Origin of the sequence: Streptomyces sp. SID13031 (assembly GCF_010548305.1) — a bacterium.
Lineage (GTDB): Bacteria > Actinomycetota > Actinomycetes > Propionibacteriales > Kribbellaceae > Kribbella.
In genome coordinates, this window is the sequence record NZ_JAAGLV010000006.1 from 129,871 (window position 1) to 144,790 (window position 14,920).

Below are 14,920 nucleotides of genomic sequence, written 5' to 3' on the forward strand. Positions count from 1 at the left end.
GAGGGCCCTTGCGGAAGGTCGATCAGCCCAGGGCGTCCGCGGCCAGGCGGGTTCCTTCGACGCGGGCGGCGATCTTGGCGAAGGCGATGTCACGCGAGGTCGACGTGTCGTCGGCGAACGGCGAGAAGCCACAGTCGTCGCAGGTGCCGAGCCGGTCGGCGGGCAGGTACTCGGCAGCCAGCAGCACCCGGTCCCGGACTTCCTCGGCGGTCTCGACGCGCGGGTCGATCGGGTCGATCACCCCGACGAAGACCCGCTGATCCGGCCGGGAGTACTCCGCGATCGTCGCCAGCGCCTTGCGCGGCTCGGCCTCACTGGCGAGCTGCACGTAGAACCGGCCGGCGTGCAGTTCGAACAGGGTCGGCAGCAGTCCCGCGTAGTCGACGTCGAGGCTGTGCACCGAGTCCTGGTCGCCACCGGGGCACGTGTGCACCCCGATCTTGGTTCGCTCCTCGTCCGAGAACCGGTCGAGGACCCTGTTGTTCAGCTCCACGAAGGACTTCAGCAGCCCGCCGGACGGGTCGAGCTTCAGCGACAGCCGGCCCTCGGTGAAGTCGAGCTGCACGCTGTCGGCGCCGGCGTCCAGGCTCCGGCGGATGTCGGCCTCGGCCGCGTCCACGAGGTCGGCCAGGAACTGCTCCTGGGAGTATCCGTCGATCCCGTCACCGGGGTAGATCAGCCCGACGGCCGACGCGGCGATGACCGCCTGCTTGACCGGCAAAGCGGTGAGCTGCTTCGCGCGGCGGAGGTACTCATCGGCGTGAACCGCGTACCGGAACGGGCCGGCCGTGAGCCGCGGCAGCTGCCGGGTGTGCCCGTCCGCGAAGGGGATGACCACGCCGTCCGCGGCGAGGTCGGTCAGCCCGGCCAGCGGGTAGGTGGCGAAGCTCGGCTTGGTCTGTTCGCCGTCGGTGAGCACCGGCGAGCCGGTCTCCTCGAACCTGCTGATCGTGTCGGTGAGGGCCTGGTCCTGCAGTTCGGTGAGCCGGTCGGTGTCGATCTCGCCGGCGGCGTGGGCCACCATGCCTGCGATGAGGTAGTCCGGACGGGGAATGCTGCCGATCGGTTCGGTGGGAATGGTCATCCCTTGCTCCTCCAGCGTTTTTCCACAGTCAGCGGCACGGCGGAAGGCGCGGCCGCGGCGGTCACGGCCAGTATCCATGCGGCCCGGGTCAGTCACCACCTCCGAGCGTGCTCACTTTTTCGCCGCCGTACGGCGCATCGGGGAGGCCCAGGTTGCGCCAGACGAAGCGCGGGATGCGGGCCAGGAAGCCGCCGAGGATCAGGGAGTTGTGGGCGATTACCTGATGGCTGTGCTCGCCTGGTTCGAACCAGGCCCAGTCGTCGACGATCTTGAAGGCCGCCGGCGGGTTGGCCATCAGGTATTCCATCTGGCGCGGGTGGATCACGTCGTACGCGAACTTGGTGTCGTCCGCGCGAACCTTGAACGCGTCGTTGAACGCGCCACTCTCGAAGCTGATGCCGTGGCCGAATCCGCGCTGCCCGACCTGCAGCGACGGCATCCGGGTCGGCAACTGGAATCCGAGGATCGACTCGCTGTGGTTCTCGACCACCCGCCGGGTCTGGCTGCGACCCTCGCTGTCGGTGTAGGTCTCGGTGCGCGTCGTCTTCCACTCGTGGGTGAAGGCGACGAACGGCGGGCCGTCCCCATCGCGACCGCGGATGACGTCGCTGGTGCTGTGATCGTGGCCGGACCTGGTCACCGGCATGGTCTGCAGCAGGCTGTCGTCGACGCCGATCCAGTGCCAGTCCGGGTGGTGGTAGAAGGACAGCCGCGGCGGCTGCTCCGGTTGGATCCAGCGGTCCAGCGGGGTCGCGTCGATCGCCGCGGCGATGGCGGCGAGCTGCTCCAGCCATTGGGCCATCAGCTCGGCGTCCTTGCGCGGCGGGTCCAGCACCACCAGCTGGTCACCGTCGATGCCGAGGCTCAGGTTCAGCGGTCCGGCGCCCAGCCGCTCGCACACTTGCGGGCTCAGGACCTCCGCGGCGTACGCCGGGTCGAGCGCGCCGATCTGCCAACCCTGACCGAGTTGCGCGGGCACCGGCACCTTCGTCGCTTCGACGCCGTACCGGGGCCGCGCCTGACCGCCGAAGACCCACAGCTCAGGGAGCCGGCGGGACAGCGTGACCATCCCGACCCAGCCCGACCACTGCTCGGACTTGTACTCGATCACCTGGAACGGCCGGCCCGAGCTGGTCGAGCCGGTGATCTGGTCATCCGGATCCCGGCGGAAGCCGAGCCCGAACGGCGGGCTGGCGAGTCTCGCCACGGTGTCGAACGTGGGGCTGCCGTTGAACGTCCACCCGCGATCCGTCAACGACTTGATGTACCGCCCACGCCGCACGACCAAGAAAAGACCGATGGCGACACCGATACCGGCGATCACCAGGATGATCACAGCGGTCTGATTCACGTACTCCCCCTTGGTTCGCGGCCTGCCCGCGGGGCTCGATTGTTCCCTATGACGCGGGTGACCCCGGGGTGAGTTCCGTCAGCATCGCCTGGATCGCCGGGCTGGCGTCAGCGCTCCGCCGCCAAGCAGCCTGTACTTCGCGCGTCGGCCGGCGCGCGAGTTGCCGCGAGACGAGTCCGTCACCCAAGGGCGGGCGAGCAAGGCGCGGGAGCAGCGCGATCACGTCGCCCGCGGCCACCAAGGCGAGTTGAGTGGCGAAGTCGTCGACCAGATGGCGAATTGCCACCGCCTCACCGCTCCGGTCTTCGGGCACCTCGGCCAGCAGTCGCCGGAACCCTTGGTGACAGACCGTGCCGGGCGGGCTGGTCACCCACGCCCGGCCGGCGAGATCCGCGGCGGCCAGCGGTTCGTCGAGGCGCGCCAGTGGATGCGTGCTGCTCATGACGACGTCGCCGACATCGGTGTGCACGCGGCGTTGGGTCAGGGACGGCGGAAGCGGAGCAGGCAGCCCATCCGCGTCGTGGACGAGCGCGAGGTCCGCAGTACCGGCGTCGACGCTGTGAAGTGCTTGGTCCGGATCCTGCTCGGTGATCTGCACGACCAGGTCGGGACAGCTCGTCGCCAGCCGGCCCAAGGTCGGCGCGACCAGTCCGCGGATGGCGGTCGAGAAGGCGACGACACGCAGTACGCCGCGTGGAGCGCCCTGCGAGACCGACTGGGCCGCTTCGGCGCAGCGCTCCAGCGCCTGGAACACCTCCGGCGCCGAGTCGACGATGGCCTGCCCGGCCGGCGTGAGCACGACTCCACGTCCAGCCGGCGCAAGTACCGGTACTCCTACCTGGCGCTCCAGCCGCTTGAGCTGCTGCGACACCGCCGAGGCCGTGAACCCGAGCTCCTCGGCCGCCCGCGCCAACGTCCCAAGAGCAGCCACCGACCGCAACGCTCGCAATGCACCGACCTCAATCATGCAGTCAGGCTAAGCAATACCAGGTAAAAACCATCGCTGGACCTGACCTATGGCGCCAAGACAGGCTCAACCCATGACCTCTGCGGCCCAGCTCTTCGGCATCAACCTCGTCGCCATGGTGACCCCGATGAACCCCGACGGCTCGATCAGCGACCCAGGCGTCACCAGCCTCGTCGACCAACTCCTCGCCACCGGCTGCGACGGCCTCGTCGTCGCCGGAACCACCGGCGAGTCCCCCACCCTGGCCGACGCCGAGACCATCTACCTCATCCGCACGGTAGCAACGCGAGCCAGCGGCCGAGCCCGAGTCATCGCCGGCGTCGGCACGTACGACACAGCCGCCAGCATCCGCCGCGCGCAAGAGGCCGAAGCAGCCGGCGCAGACGCCCTCCTGCTAGTGACCCCGTACTACTCCAAGCCAACCCAGGCCGGCGTGATAGCCCACTGCCTGGCAGTCGCCGACGCCACCGACCTCCCGGTGATGCTGTACGACGTCCCCCACCGCACAGGCCTCGCCATGGACCCAGCCACCCTGATCGAACTGGCCACCCACCCGAGAATCCGAGCGGTCAAAGACGCCAAAGGTGACCTCGCCGAGGCAATGACCGTCATGGCCGGTACCTCACTCGCCTACTACTGCGGCATAGACGACCTGAACCTCCCGTACCTGGCCGCCGGCGCCACGGGCGTGGTCAGCGTGATCGGCAACCTCTACGCCGACCACAACGCCGCTCTCATCCACGCCATCCACACCGGCGACCTCGACACGGCAAGGTCGATCCACCGCTCACTGATCCCTTCGACAGCCGCCCTGACAGGCACCTCCCAAGGCGCAACGATGACCAAGGCAGCCCTGGCCGAACTCGGCGTCATCCCCCACGCAACCCCACGCCTCCCCCTCCTCGAGTCCCCGCCACCACACCTCCCGGGTGAGCCGCCGACCAGTTGAGCCCGTCAGGCGGCCAGGTGCTGGGCCAGGAAGTCGACGATGTGATTCATGGTCTCTTGCGTACCCCAGGGCTTGCCGGCCGCGGTGTCGCCGGTGAAGGACAGATCGCCATGATCCGCACCGGTCAGCACATACCTGGTGCTGTCGATCCCCTTACTCCGCAACGCGTTGTGGAGCAGCAGAGTCTGACTCGGCGAGATCAACCGGTCCGCGCTGCCGTGCAGCGACAAGAACGGCGGCGTCTTGCCCGAGAGATAGCTGATCGGGTTGGCCGCCGTGATCTCCGCCGAAGGGTTCTTGACGGACTTCTTGGTGCCGGGGCCGTAGACCCACGTGGCCAGGGAATTGCCCGGGGCATAGTTCGCGTTCTGCGCGGCCTGGTCGAAGTCCGCCGCGATCTTCGAGAGGTCGGACGCGCCGAACTCGTTCACGACGCCTTGGACGTCGCTGCTCTGATCAAGATTGTCGCCGACGTCGAACTGCTTGTCGCCGTTGGTGGCGCCAGTCATCGCCGCGAGGTAGCCGCCGGCCGATTGGCCCCACACCGCGACCTCACCGGTATCGATGCCGTACTCGTCGGCGTGCGCGCGCAGATAGCGCACCGCTGACTTCACATCAGCGGGGCCCGTCTTGTACGTCGCTCCCTGGCCGATGGTCCTGTACTCGATGCTCGCCACCACATAGCCCTGCTCGGCGACATAGGTGCGTTGATCGAGGTTCGCCGTCTTCTGGGACAGCACGAACCCACCTCCGGGAAGGTAGACGACCAGCGGCTTCTTGCCCGCCGTGTCGGGGATCTGGAGGTCGAGCTTGAGTTCGGTCTTCTTCCCGTTGACCGTCGGCGCCGAGTAGACGATGTCGTCGTGGGCGGTGACCTTGGTCTTGCCGCACTCGATCTGCGCGCCCGTGGGGGCGATGACCGCGCTGGTGCTCGTATCGCCCGGCTTGATGGTCTTGGCGAACGTCAGGCTGACCGGAGCTGCACCCTTGGGTGCCGCCGCCGCGGCCGGCTGGGGACTTGCCGGGCACGCCACAGCGGTCGGCGTCGTAGCCGATCCCCCGGCATCGCTCTCCGTCTCCGACGAACAGGCGGCCAGCATCAAGCAACCCACCACCGTCACCGCCAGGACTACCGCACCTCTGGGCCTCAGGGTCATCTCATCGTCTCCGTCACTCGATCGAACTGGAGGCATATCCTCCACTTGCCGGATGTTAGCATCAACTGGAGCCTCACCCTCCAGTTATGTTTCCGGTGAGTGGAAGAGGAAGGACGAGGATGGAAACGCCCGCCGGGCAGCCGCCGCTCAGGCGCGATGCCGAGCTCAATCGCCAGCGGCTGCTGGCTGCCGCCCACGAGGTCTTCCGGGACCGCGGACTCAGCGCCACCCTCGAGGATGTGGCCAGGCACGCCGGGGTCGGGATCGGAACCGCCTACCGACGGTTCGCCAACCGGGACGCACTGATCGACGCACTCTTCGAGGACATGATCGCCAAGGTCGCGGCGATGGCGGTGGAAGCCGCTGAAGACCCGGACGCCTGGCGAGGCCTGAGTACCAGCCTGGAGCGGGTGTGCGAACTGCAGACCTTCGACCGCGGACTGCGCGACATCATGCTGGGCACCGGGCGGGGCCGGCGACGCCAGGAGCTCGTCGCCGAGCGGATCAAGCCGACGGTCGACGCGATGATCCAGCGAGCCAAGGACCAAGGGGTACTACGCACCGACGTCGAGGGCTGGGACCTGCCGATGATCCAGCTGATGGTCGCCACCATCACCGATCACACCGGGCATCCCGACCTGTGGCGGCGGTACCTGCACCTGATGCTGGACGGCATGCGGATCGGCGGGGCCGACGGCACCACACTCCCCGTCGCGCTGTTCCCCGACGGCCAACCACCTTCGGAAACCCTTAGCCTGCCGCAAGGATGAGCACGTTCACGATGGCCCGTCCTGAGGCCCGAGCGCGCGGGTGGCGATCGCGAAGGCCGAGTTCGCGGCCGGTACGCCGCAGTACACCGCGCACTGGAGCAGTATCTCGGCGATCTCCTCGCGGCTGAGCCCGTTGCGGACCGCTGCCTGAAGGTGGAACTCCAGCTCGCTCCAGTGGTGTCCGGCGACCAGAGCCGTCACCGTGACCACTGACCTGGTCCGCCGGTCGAGCCCGTCGCGCTGCCAGACCGAGCCCCAGGCGTACCGGGTGATGAAGTCCTGGAAGTCGTCGTTCAGCGGGGTCCGTGCGGACTCCGCGCGATCGACATGGTCGTCACCGAGGACTTCACGGCGGATCCGCAGGCCCTCGTCGTAGGGATCCGTCCAGGTCATGGTCGTCCACCTTTCCTTGGTCGGCCTCGAGTGCGCGGTCGACCCACACGTCCGCCGCGCGGAGGTGAGCGTCCGTCCAAGTCTCGTCCTCACCCAACGCGGAGCGGAGCAACTCGAGGTTGCGGGCGAGGGCGTCCTCGTCGAAGACCAGCCCGTCGACCAGGTCGCGGGTCAGGGCGGCCACACCACCTGCCAGGCGCAGCATCGTGCGGAGCGGCTGCCACTCGGCATGCCAGGCCCCGGCCGGGCGCTCCTGCTCCGCGACAGCGGACGTACCGATGACCGCGGCAAGGGCGGGGAGTTGGCGAGCCGCCGAGGCGATCAGGAGGGATCGGACCGGGTTCGACTTGTGCGCCATCGACGACGACGCACCACCGCTCGACTCGCGGACCTCGCCGATCTCCGTCTGGCTCATCACGAGAACGTCTGCCGCGACCTTGCCGCCCGCGGCGCCGACCATCACCAGAGCATTGGCCAGGCCGAGCACCGCCCCACGCCGGGTGTGCCAGGAAAGCGTCGGCGCGGACAGGCTGAGCCGGCCCGCGAAGGCGTCCAGTACTGCGGGACCGTCCGCGCCGTAGACATGCGCGGTCCCGACCGGTCCCGCGAGCGAGGCCGGCAGGGGCTGAAGTGCATGGATCGAGTGAAGAGCGTCTCTCGTACCAGTCAGCCAACCGGCCACCCGCAGACCGAGCGTCGTCGGCAACGCCTGCTGGCCAAGGGTCCGGGCAACGATCGGGACGCCGCGATAGCGGACGGCAAGCTCTGCCAGCCGGTCGGCGGCCGCGCCCAGATCCTCGGCGACCACCGCGAGTACGTCCGTCGCGAGCAGCATCATCGCGGTGTCGAGAATGTCCTGGCTGGTCGCACCGTGGTGGATCCAGTTCGCCGTCTCGTGGCCGAACGCGGCCGTGGCCGACTCCCGCAAGTGCTGTACCAGCGGGATCACCGGGTTGCCCCCGGCAACGGCTTCGACCGCCAGCCGGCGAGGGTCGATCGGGACCTGCCCGAGGTGCGCCGCCAGCGCCTCGGTCGACGCGGGCGCGATCCCTGCCTGCGCCAGCGCACAGATCAGCGCCGCCTCGCCGAGCACCAAGGCATCGACCAGAGCCGCATCGCTCGTCATCGCCTCAGCCCGGCTTCCAGCCCAGACCGGGCTCAGCAACCCGAAATCTCCACCCACCAGCGGGGCCTCACCGGCCGCCGACATCGAGGAACACCGTCTCCTGGTCGCCCTGCAGGTACACGTCGAAACGGTAGCCGTCCGGCGCCGGCGTGGCTACGAGTGACGACCGGCGGGCCTGCGGCAACGAATCGAGCAGGGGATCCATGTCCAGCGAGTCTTCAGGGAAGTAGATCCGGGTGACGACCCGGCGCAGCAGACCCCGGGCGAAGACCGACATCGCGATATGCGGCGCCTGGCAACGGCCGTCGATCGTCGGCACCGGCCCTGGCTTCACGGTGAAGAACTCGTACTCGCCGCTGTCCGTCGCCGAGCGCCCGAAACCGCGAAAGCCGTCGGGCTTTTCGTAGATTCCCTGCGTCGTCACGAACGTTCCGGCCTGGTCTGGCTGCCAGATCTCGACCAGCGCGTCGAGGGCGGGCTCACCGGACCCGTCGTACACGGTCCCGGCCAGCCGGATCCGCCCCGGCACGGACGTTCCCGCGACCTCCGACCCGGCGGAGTACGGCAACGCGAGGTGGAAGAAGGGCCCGACGGTCTGCCACGGCGTCGGGCCAGGCGACGCCGTCACGTCCGTGACCGGGTAGACGATGCTCACGACCGCTCCTCGAACGGGGTGGCTGCGGCGCCGTCGAGCACGATGTCGAAGCGGTAGCCGGTGGCCCACTCCGGTGAGGTCGCGCTGTGGTCGTAGGACGCGATCAGTCGCTTGCGGGCCCGCTCGTCCCGAATCGAGTTGAAGATCGGATCCTGGAAGAACAACGGGTCGCCGGGGAAGTACATCTGCGTCACCAGCCGCTGCGTGAAGGCCTGGCCGAACAGGGAGAAGTGCAGGTGGGCCGGACGCCAGGCGTTGTCGTGGTTGCGCCAGGGGTACGGGCCCGGCTTGATCGTGACGAACTGATAGTTGCCATCAGCATCGGTCAGGCACCGGCCGGCACCGGTGAAGTTCGGATCCAGTGGAGCCGGATGCCGATCGAGCTTGTGCACATACCGCCCGGATGCGTTGGCCTGCCAGAGCTCGAGCAGGGTTCCCGAAAGCGGCCGGCCGAACGTGTCGGTGACCCGGCCGTGCACGATCAGCCGCTCGCCGATCGGCTCGCCCACTCCGTGCACGGTCAGGTCGGCGTCGCTGTCCCGGACATCGCCTGAACCGAACACCGGCCCGGTCGACTCGACGTACCCGGGCGGCGGCATCACCAGTGCCTTGGCCGGGGCGCGGAGCACCGAATTGGCAAGGTCCGGGAACAGGTACGGAGGATCCAAGGCCTGGTTCGTCATGGCCGTCATGCTCGCTTGCACCAACCCCTCTCGGCGAGCAGACTTCCGTCACATGGAAGTCGCCGGCACCGCAGCGAGCAAACTGCTCTCCGTTCTGAGCGCGTTCACCGAGCAGCGGCCCGCCCTGACCTTGACCGAGATCGCCGCCGGCACCGCACTCCCCCTCAGCACGGCGCATCGCCTCGTCGGTGAACTGGCCGCCTGGGGCGCGCTGGAGCGCGGGCCGGACGCACGGTACCGGATCGGTCTGCGACTGTGGGAGCTCGCCTCGTTGGCCCCGCGTGGTCTGCCGTTGCGCGAGGCGGCGCTGCCCTTTCTCGAAGACCTCTATGAGGCCACCCACGAGAACGTCCAGCTGTCGGTCCTCGATGGCGACGAGGTCGTCTACGTGGAACGGCTGTCCGGCCGCCGCGCGGTGAAGACGCGCACGCGGGTCGGTGGACGGCTGACCGGCATCGCCACCGCCGGCGGCCGGGTGTTGCTCGCCCACGCGCCGGCCGAGGTCGTCGAGAAGATCCTCGCCGAACCGGTGATCCCGTACACGCCGCAAACCGTGACCGATGCCGCGACACTGCGCGGGCTCCTCGCCGAAGTACGCCGTCAGGGGCTCGCCGTGGACGAGCACCAGGTGACGGCAGGCGCTATCGCCGTGGCAGCGCCGATCAGGAACCGGTACGGCGAAGTCATCGCTGCCGTGTCCGTCGTCGCCAAGGCCGAACCGGGGTCCGCACGAATCCTGACACCGCTGGTGACGACGACCGCGTCAGCCGTGTCCCGCGCCCTGGGTTTCAAAGGCACCAGACGTCGGTCCTAATCTGTGCGCATGCCGAGACTGCACTGCGAAGTTACCGGACCCGAGCACGCACCCGTTGTGGTGCTGGCGAATTCGCTCGGCGCAACGTTGCGCATGTGGGATCCGCAGATCGAGGCGCTGACCCAGTCGTACCGGGTCGTCCGCTTCGACACCCGCGGACATGGCGGTTCACCGGTACCACCGGGGCCGTACACGATCGACGGGCTCGCCGACGACGTGGTCGAGCTGCTCGACCGGCTGGCGCTCGAGCAGGTGCACTACGTCGGGCTGTCTCTCGGCGGCATGATCGGGATGCGCCTGGCCGCCCAGCACCCTGACCGGGTCGATCGGCTCGCGGTGTTGTGCACCTCAGCCCTGCTCGGTCCGGCCTCGATGTGGCACGAACGCGCTGCCAAGGTCCGGCGGTCCGGTACGGCGAGCGTGGCCGGGACAGTCGTGGCCCGGTGGTACACGGACCCCTTCCAGGAAAGGCATCCCGAGGTGGTCGCTGCCGCCCGCGAGATGATCGGCTCGACACCCTCAGAAGGCTATTCGGGGTGCTGCGAGGCGATCGCGGCGATGGACCTGACCGCCGACCTGGCGCGGATCACCGCACCGACCCTGGCGATCGCGGGCGCGGGCGACCTGGCGACACCGCCCGATCACCTCGCCCGCATCGCGTCGACGATTCCCGCCGCGGCGCTGCTCGTCGTACCGGAGGCTGCTCATCTCGCCAATGCCGAGCAGCCCGACCTCGTCACCGCCGCGATCCTCCGCCACCTGCAGGGGACGTGATCAGGTCCACGGCAGCCCGACGTAGTTCTCCGCCAGTTTCGTGGCCGCGGCGGATGAGCTGACGACGTACTCCAACTGCGAGCGCTGCAGCCGCTGCTGGAACGGATCCTCGCCCGGGAAGCTGTGCAGCATCGAGGTCATCCACCAGGAGAAGTGCTGGACCCGCCACACCCTCCGCAAGCAGGTAGCCGAGTACGCGTCGAGACCGGTACTGCGACCGGAGTCGTACCAATCCCCCATGGCTTCGGCCAGCACGTGGACGTCGTGGATGGCAAGGTTCAGCCCCTTGGCGCCGGTCGGCGGGACGATGTGCGCGGCATCGCCGGCCAGGAAGAGCCGGCCGTGTTGCATCGGCTCGCAGACAAAGCTGCGCATCGGCGTGATCGCCTTCTCCAGCACCGGTCCCTCCTTCAGCGACCAGCCACTGTGCGCGAGCCGCACGTGCAGCTCGTCCCAGACCCGATCGTCCGACCAGGCGGCGAGATCCTCGAGCGGGTCGACCTGCAGGTACAGCCTGCTCACGGTCGGCGAGCGCAGACTGAGCAGCGCGAAGCCGCGGTCGGTGTTGGCATAGACGAGCTCGTCGTTCGACGGCGCGACGTCGGCAAGGATGCCCAGCCAGGCGAACGGGTACTCGCGCTCGTAAGACGTTGCCGACGGCAACACCTCACGGCAGACGCCGTGGAAGCCGTCGCAGCCGGCGATGAAATCGCAGTCGAGCTCGACCCGTTGCCCCTCGTGCATGAAGGTGACCCGCGGCACCGCGGGATCGACCACGACGTCGTCGGCCGAGAAGTAGAGCTGACCGCCGGCCGCCAGCCGTGCCTCGGTCAGATCACTGACCACCCGCTGCTGACCGTAGATGGTGATCGACCGGCCGCCGCTCAGCTCGGTCAGCGGGATCCGGTGCGACACCCCGTCGAAGAGCAGCTCGATACCGTGGTGCGGCAGGCCGTCGCGGTCGAGTCCCGCGCTGACGCCGGTGGCCCGCAGCAGGTCGACGGTGCCCTGCTCGAGCACACCGGCCCGGACCCGCTTCTCGACGTACTCCCGGCTGCGTCTCTCCACTACGACGGACTCGATGCCGCGCAAATGCAGCAGGTGTGACAGCACCAACCCGGCCGGACCCGCACCGATGATCGCCACCTGTGTGCGCATGATGTGGCCTCCTCTCAGGCTTTCGCCGAGAGTCCCCGATCCGCGATCAGCCCGGGCGAATCTGCTTCCGCTGAGTGGAAAGCCGCTCGATCCGAGCGGCCGTTCGAGTGGTGCTGTCCAGTTCGCCGACTGTCGGGCAGGATGGGCTCGTGATCGACCTGCCCGACGCAGCTGAGCACTGATGGCTGGGAACACTCGCGACAGTGGCCAGTCCGTCACGGCCCGCGCGCTCGCGGTCCTCGGGGCGTTCGACGTCGAGCACCGGCAACTGACGCTGTCCGAAATCTCCCGCCGGACCGGGCTCCCGCTGGCGACGGCGCACCGCCTGATCCGGGAACTGGAGTCGTGGCGTGCACTCGACCGCGACGCGCACGGCAATTACCACATCGGACTACGCCTGTGGGAGATCGGCCTGCTCGCCCCACCGGCCGGCAGACTGCGCGAGATCGCCCTGCCCTTCATGCAGGATCTGTACGAGGTCACCCGGCAGAACATCCACCTGGCGATCCGCGACGGCTTCGACGCGGTCTATGTCGAGAAGCTCACCGGGCACCGCTCGGTCCCGATCATCTCCCGGACGGGCGGCCGGCTGCCGATGCACGCGACCGGGGTCGGCAAAGCGCTGCTGGCACATCAGAGCGACGAGTTCGTCCAGGCCTTCTGCGAGCGGCCGCTCGAGCGACCGACGCGCTACACCATCGTCGAGCGCGGTCGCCTGCTGCGCGAACTGGACCAGGTCCGCAAGCGCGGCTACGCCACCACCAGCGAGGAGATGACGCTCGGCGCCTTCTCCGTCGCGGTCCCCATCCTCGACGAGAGCGGCGCGGCCACCGCCGCACTCGGCATCGTCATCCACACCGTCCGGGCTGACGCCTCCAAGCTCGTACCTCCGCTGCGTACCGCCTGTGAAGGAATCGAACGCCGGCTGGCCGAAGGCGCCGACGATCCCGTCACAACGCGGTGAAGGTCCGCGCCGTGACCGTGTGGACCGCGGTGACGACGGCCTCGATCTCCGGGATCTCCTGTTCGCCGTCGCGGCAGACCAGCACGCTGTAGCGTTTCGCGTCCACGCCGTCGAGGGTGATCCGCTTGATCGAGTTCTCCGGTGCGCCCGGCGTCAGGTCGGGAGCGATCGTCAGGCCCCAGCCGACGCCGACCAGTCCCAGGGCGGTCGCGACATCGCCGACGGTGGCCGCTACCCGCGGGCGGTAGCCGGCGCCGAGGCACAACCCCAGCAGGACAGCGCTCAGGGGATGGTTCTGGTAGACGACCCAGGACTCGTCCCTCAGTTGCTCGATCCGGCAGCTCTCCAGGTCGGCCAGCTCGTGCCCGACCGGCGTACAGAGGCTCAACCTGTCGCAGCCGAGGATCCATTGCCGCAGACCTGCCTCGGGAAGCGGCGCGGTGGCGCCGAAGGTCGAGAGGATCACCACGTCGAGCCGGCCGCGCTTCACCTCGTCAGCGCCCTGCTGGTCCGAGATCGCCACCAACGAGACCTCCAGCCGCGGGTACCGCTGGCGGACCTTCGTCAGCGCCGTACTCATGATCGGCGGGCCCTCCCGGAACGGGACACCGATCTTCAGCCGGCCGGCCACTCCCTCCGACTGACGCAGGGCCGATTCCGCCGCCCGGAGTTCGACCAGGATCCGCTCGGTGTGCTCAAGCAGGCGGCGACCCAGCGGCGTCAGCGTGACGGTCTTACCGCCCCGGATCAGCAGCGAGACCCCGGCCGATCGCTCCAGCGCCGACATCTGCTGCGACACCGCCGAGCGGGTGTAACCGAGCTCGCGGGCGGCCCCGGCGATCGAGCCGTGCGCAGCCACGGCACGCAGTACCAGGAGTTTCGATGTATCCAGCATGCGTCACCTCTGTTAACGCTCCATGACCTCAAGCGTCAACCTACGCCCCTTGCTGGGCGAGGGACAGGGCGAGTTCTCTTAGACATGGCCCCGAAACTGACCGAACTCCAGCGCATCCCGACCTCCGGCGCCCGCGCCGTCGAGGCCTTTGCGATCGATGGCCGGCAACTGCTCGCGATCCCCCAGCTGGCGCTCGACGTCCCTGGCACGCCGGCCGGGATGAACGCCGGTGACAGCGACACCGAGCTGCTCATCCTGCAACGGCAGCAGGGCGGCTACGTCCCCTTCGCCACCTTGCCCGCTCCCGGCGGAGAGGACGCGGAGTTCTTCACCATCGGCACCCGGTCGTTCCTCGCCGTGGCCTGTATCCGCACCGGCTCCGGCCCTTACGAGTACGCCACCGAGTCATTCATCTACGAGTGGGACGGCGTCGGCTTCGAACTGTTCCAGTCGATCCCGACGTTCGCGGCCAAGCAGTGGAAGTACTGGTCGATCGGCGCCCGGCACTTCCTCGGTCTGGCGCAGGGAGTCGCGCTCCCCCAGTACGAGGGCCGCAACCGCGACTCGATCGTGTTCGAGTGGAACGGCGCGAAGTTCGTCGAGTTCCAGCAGACGCCGTCGCAATGGGCCTACAACTGGCACTCGTTCGAACTGGACGGCCAGTACTTCCTCGCCCACGCCGACCACGCGGGCGAGAGCATCCTGTACCGCTGGAACGGCTCGCAGTACGTGGCGCACCAATCCCTGCTCGAGAACTCCGGCCGGGCCTTCGCCCACTTCACCGCCGGTGCCACCTACCTCGTCGTCGCCGGTCTCAGCCATCCCCCGTCCGTACTGCGCTGGGACGGCGCGCAGTTCGTTGCCGTGGGCAACCTCGAAGGCCTCGGCGCGCGCGAGCTCCGGGTGGTCGAGAAGGACGGCCGGATCTACCTGATCCGGATCAACTTCATCCTCGGCACACCCGCCGAGCCGAGCCCGTCGCTGACCTCACAGGTCTACGAGTGGCGCGACGGCAGCTTCGCCGTCGTGACGCAGTTCCCGACGTCGGGCGGCACCGACGCCGAGGTGATCGGCCTGGACGGCGGCATCGAGTTCGTCGTCTCCAACGCGCTGAGTGCCGAGGTTCGGTTCGCGACCGAGACCGTCGTCTATCTGCTGTCCGACTCGGAGGAGGACTGAC

15 protein-coding genes and 1 pseudogene are annotated in these 14,920 nt (G+C 68.7%); 6 read left to right on the top strand and 10 right to left on the bottom strand.

Annotated elements, in window-relative coordinates:
• Positions 1-22: 22 nt before the first annotated feature.
• The 3 genes from G3I17_RS14360 to G3I17_RS14370 form a co-directional block, all read right to left on the bottom strand.
• A complete protein-coding gene (locus tag G3I17_RS14360; protein ID WP_164596515.1) occupies positions 23-1,084 on the bottom strand; it encodes a cobalamin-independent methionine synthase II family protein in 1,062 nt (353 codons plus the stop codon).
• A gap of 88 nt (positions 1,085-1,172) precedes the next feature.
• Positions 1,173-2,435, bottom strand: coding sequence for a hypothetical protein (locus G3I17_RS14365; protein ID WP_203590189.1), 1,263 nt, complete (start codon positions 2,433-2,435; stop codon positions 1,173-1,175).
• A 46-nt stretch (positions 2,436-2,481) separates the two neighbouring features.
• On the bottom strand, positions 2,482-3,402 hold the full coding sequence (locus G3I17_RS14370; RefSeq protein ID WP_164596516.1) for a LysR family transcriptional regulator: 921 nt from the start codon (positions 3,400-3,402) through the stop codon (positions 2,482-2,484).
• A gap of 73 nt (positions 3,403-3,475) precedes the next feature.
• Here G3I17_RS14370 and dapA point away from each other — a divergent pair, with 73 nt between their 5' ends.
• The gene (dapA, locus tag G3I17_RS14375; RefSeq protein ID WP_164596517.1) at positions 3,476-4,351 is read left to right on the top strand and encodes a 4-hydroxy-tetrahydrodipicolinate synthase; all 876 of its coding nucleotides are present in this window, start codon (positions 3,476-3,478) and stop codon (positions 4,349-4,351) included.
• A 5-nt stretch (positions 4,352-4,356) separates the two neighbouring features.
• Here dapA and G3I17_RS14380 read toward each other — a convergent pair whose 3' ends face one another.
• A complete protein-coding gene (locus tag G3I17_RS14380) occupies positions 4,357-5,508 on the bottom strand; it encodes an alpha/beta hydrolase (RefSeq protein WP_164596518.1) in 1,152 nt (383 codons plus the stop codon).
• A 119-nt stretch (positions 5,509-5,627) separates the two neighbouring features.
• Between G3I17_RS14380 and G3I17_RS14385 the strand changes: the two genes are divergently transcribed.
• Complete coding sequence (locus G3I17_RS14385; protein ID WP_164596519.1) at positions 5,628-6,278, top strand: TetR/AcrR family transcriptional regulator; 651 nt, start codon at positions 5,628-5,630, stop codon at positions 6,276-6,278.
• Positions 6,279-6,284: 6 nt separating this feature from the next.
• Here the strand turns inward: G3I17_RS14385 and pcaC are convergent.
• The 4 genes and pseudogenes from pcaC to pcaH form a co-directional block, all read right to left on the bottom strand.
• Positions 6,285-6,659, bottom strand: a pseudogene (pcaC, locus tag G3I17_RS14390) (4-carboxymuconolactone decarboxylase); the annotation flags it as partial.
• The gene (locus G3I17_RS14395) at positions 6,625-7,881 is read right to left on the bottom strand and encodes a lyase family protein (protein ID WP_164596521.1); all 1,257 of its coding nucleotides are present in this window, start codon (positions 7,879-7,881) and stop codon (positions 6,625-6,627) included. The pseudogene pcaC and the gene G3I17_RS14395, both read right to left, overlap by 35 nt.
• Positions 7,865-8,452, bottom strand: a complete 588-nt coding sequence (gene pcaG, locus G3I17_RS14400; RefSeq protein ID WP_343238303.1) for a protocatechuate 3,4-dioxygenase subunit alpha — start codon at positions 8,450-8,452, stop codon at positions 7,865-7,867. The genes G3I17_RS14395 and pcaG overlap by 17 nt, the downstream gene beginning before the upstream one ends.
• Complete coding sequence (pcaH, locus tag G3I17_RS14405; RefSeq protein WP_239062535.1) at positions 8,449-9,135, bottom strand: protocatechuate 3,4-dioxygenase subunit beta; 687 nt, start codon at positions 9,133-9,135, stop codon at positions 8,449-8,451. Before pcaH ends, pcaG begins: the two co-directional genes overlap by 4 nt.
• A gap of 52 nt (positions 9,136-9,187) precedes the next feature.
• Between pcaH and G3I17_RS14410 the strand changes: the two genes are divergently transcribed.
• Together G3I17_RS14410 and pcaD are read left to right on the top strand one after the other, a co-directional pair.
• Positions 9,188-9,949, top strand: coding sequence for an IclR family transcriptional regulator (locus G3I17_RS14410; protein WP_164596523.1), 762 nt, complete (start codon positions 9,188-9,190; stop codon positions 9,947-9,949).
• Positions 9,950-9,958: 9 nt separating this feature from the next.
• The gene (pcaD, locus tag G3I17_RS14415; protein ID WP_164596524.1) at positions 9,959-10,723 is read left to right on the top strand and encodes a 3-oxoadipate enol-lactonase; all 765 of its coding nucleotides are present in this window, start codon (positions 9,959-9,961) and stop codon (positions 10,721-10,723) included.
• Here the strand turns inward: pcaD and G3I17_RS14420 are convergent, their stop codons facing one another.
• Positions 10,724-11,881 carry a 4-hydroxybenzoate 3-monooxygenase gene (locus G3I17_RS14420; RefSeq protein ID WP_164596525.1) on the bottom strand — a complete coding sequence of 386 codons (1,158 nt, stop codon included), beginning with the start codon at positions 11,879-11,881 and terminating at the stop codon, positions 10,724-10,726.
• Positions 11,882-12,062: 181 nt separating this feature from the next.
• On the opposite strand from G3I17_RS14420, the gene G3I17_RS14425 reads away from it, so the two are divergent.
• The gene (locus G3I17_RS14425) at positions 12,063-12,845 is read left to right on the top strand and encodes an IclR family transcriptional regulator (protein ID WP_164596526.1); all 783 of its coding nucleotides are present in this window, start codon (positions 12,063-12,065) and stop codon (positions 12,843-12,845) included.
• Here G3I17_RS14425 and G3I17_RS14430 read toward each other — a convergent pair.
• Complete coding sequence (locus G3I17_RS14430) at positions 12,832-13,740, bottom strand: LysR family transcriptional regulator (protein ID WP_164596527.1); 909 nt, start codon at positions 13,738-13,740, stop codon at positions 12,832-12,834. The two genes, G3I17_RS14425 and G3I17_RS14430, sit on opposite strands and share 14 nt — an antisense overlap.
• 84 nt (positions 13,741-13,824) lie before the next feature.
• Between G3I17_RS14430 and G3I17_RS14435 the strand changes: the two genes are divergently transcribed.
• The gene (locus G3I17_RS14435) at positions 13,825-14,919 is read left to right on the top strand and encodes a hypothetical protein (RefSeq protein ID WP_164596528.1); all 1,095 of its coding nucleotides are present in this window, start codon (positions 13,825-13,827) and stop codon (positions 14,917-14,919) included.
• Position 14,920: the final 1 nt, after the last annotated feature.

Coding starts and splice junctions, on each gene's coding strand:
- G3I17_RS14360 (WP_164596515.1), bottom strand. CDS start 1,084: ATGACCATTCCCACCGAACCGATCGGCAGCATTCCCCGTCCGGACTAC.
- G3I17_RS14370 (WP_164596516.1), bottom strand. CDS start 3,402: ATGATTGAGGTCGGTGCATTGCGAGCGTTGCGGTCGGTGGCTGCTCTT.
- dapA (WP_164596517.1), top strand. CDS start 3,476: ATGACCTCTGCGGCCCAGCTCTTCGGCATCAACCTCGTCGCCATGGTG.
- G3I17_RS14380 (WP_164596518.1), bottom strand. CDS start 5,508: ATGACCCTGAGGCCCAGAGGTGCGGTAGTCCTGGCGGTGACGGTGGTG.
- G3I17_RS14385 (WP_164596519.1), top strand. CDS start 5,628: ATGGAAACGCCCGCCGGGCAGCCGCCGCTCAGGCGCGATGCCGAGCTC.
- G3I17_RS14395 (WP_164596521.1), bottom strand. CDS start 7,881: ATGTCGGCGGCCGGTGAGGCCCCGCTGGTGGGTGGAGATTTCGGGTTG.
- pcaH (WP_239062535.1), bottom strand. CDS start 9,135: ATGACGAACCAGGCCTTGGATCCTCCGTACCTGTTCCCGGACCTTGCC.
- G3I17_RS14410 (WP_164596523.1), top strand. CDS start 9,188: ATGGAAGTCGCCGGCACCGCAGCGAGCAAACTGCTCTCCGTTCTGAGC.
- pcaD (WP_164596524.1), top strand. CDS start 9,959: ATGCCGAGACTGCACTGCGAAGTTACCGGACCCGAGCACGCACCCGTT.
- G3I17_RS14420 (WP_164596525.1), bottom strand. CDS start 11,881: ATGCGCACACAGGTGGCGATCATCGGTGCGGGTCCGGCCGGGTTGGTG.
- G3I17_RS14425 (WP_164596526.1), top strand. CDS start 12,063: ATGGCTGGGAACACTCGCGACAGTGGCCAGTCCGTCACGGCCCGCGCG.
- G3I17_RS14430 (WP_164596527.1), bottom strand. CDS start 13,740: ATGCTGGATACATCGAAACTCCTGGTACTGCGTGCCGTGGCTGCGCAC.
- G3I17_RS14435 (WP_164596528.1), top strand. CDS start 13,825: ATGGCCCCGAAACTGACCGAACTCCAGCGCATCCCGACCTCCGGCGCC.